The organism is Echinimonas agarilytica (assembly GCF_023703465.1).
Classification (GTDB): Bacteria; Pseudomonadota; Gammaproteobacteria; order Enterobacterales; family Neiellaceae; genus Echinimonas; species Echinimonas agarilytica.
The window spans coordinates 1-1,594 of sequence record NZ_JAMQGP010000018.1; the positions used below are offsets into that span (position 1 = coordinate 1).

Consider the following 1,594-nt stretch of genomic DNA (forward strand, 5'->3'; position numbering starts at 1 on the left):
AGCATCGATACCGTAGCCTCAGGTGATGAAATTACGCCTACTTTCTCAGGCTCATCGAGCAATACTGACGGCGATTTAACGCTGACGGTCAATGGTGTGGACTATGTTGTAACCCCCGAAGCTGATGGCTCTTGGGAATTCACCCTGCCGGATGGTGCCGCCTTAGAGGACGGCACTTATACTGCGGCGATTAACGGCTCCGATGCGCAAAATAATGAGGCACCTGAAGATTCCACTGAATTTACCGTGGATCAGCTGCCGATTGTAAGCATCGATACCGTGGCCTCAGGTGATGATATTACGCCTACCTTCTCAGGAACTTCGAGCAATACTGACGGCGATTTAACGCTGACGGTCAATGGTGTGGACTATGTTGTAACCCCCGAAGCTGATGGCTCTTGGGAATTCATCCTGCCGGATGATGCCGCCTTAGAGGACGGCACTTATACTGCGGCGATTAACGGCTCCGATGCGCAAAATAATGAGGCACCTGAAGCATCCACTGAATTTACCGTGGATCAGCTGCCGATTGTAAGCATCGATACCGTAGCCTCAGGTGATGAAATTACGCCTACTTTCTCAGGCTCATCGAGCAATACTGACGGCGATTTAACGCTGACGGTCAATGGTGTGGACTATGTTGTAACCCCCGAAGCTGATGGCTCTTGGGAATTCACCCTGCCGGATGGTGCCGCCTTAGAGGACGGCACTTATACTGCGGCGATTAACGGCTCCGATGCGCAAAATAATGAGGCACCTGAAGATTCCACTGAATTTACCGTGGATCAGCTGCCGATTGTAAGCATCGATACCGTGGCCTCAGGTGATGATATTACGCCTACCTTCTCAGGAACTTCGAGCAATACTGACGGCGATTTAACGCTGACGGTCAATGGTGTGGACTATGTTGTAACCCCCGAAGCTGATGGCTCTTGGGAATTCATCCTGCCGGATGATGCCGCCTTAGAGGACGGCACTTATACTGCGGCGATTAACGGCTCCGATGCGCAAAATAATGACGCACCTGAAGATTCCGCGAGTTTTAGGGTTCTACTGACCCCAGAAGTCAGTATAACTGTGACCAACGATCCGGAAGACACCACGCCAACCTTTAGTGGTACCTCGGATAATACCGTGGGTGATTTAACGTTGACGGTGAACGGTGTTGAGTACGCCGTCACGCCAGAGCTTGATGGCTCGTGGGAATTCACACTGCCCGATGGCGCAGCGTTAGCCGATGGCGATTACACTGCGACTATCGATGGAGTCGATGCGCAAGGCGATGCTGCTGAAACCTCTGATGCCGACTTCACCATTGGTCTAGTGCCAGAAGTCAGTATTACTGTGACCAACGATCCGGAAGACACCACGCCAACCTTTAGTGGTACCTCGGATAATACCGTGGGTGATTTAACGTTGACGGTGAACGGTGTTGAGTACGCCGTCACGCCAGAGCTTGATGGCTCGTGGGAATTCACACTGCCCGATGGCGCAGCGTTAGCCGATGGCGATTACACTGCGACTATCGATGGAGTCGATGCGCAAGGCGATGCTGCTGAAACCTCTGATGCCGACTTCACCATTGGCCTAGTGC

1 protein-coding gene is annotated in these 1,594 nt (G+C 52.3%); it reads left to right on the plus strand.

All coding sequences use genetic code 11. The features are described 5' to 3' along the window. A partial coding sequence (locus NAF29_RS18055) for an Ig-like domain-containing protein (protein WP_251263029.1) occupies nucleotides 1-1,594 on the plus strand: 1,594 nt, incomplete at both ends.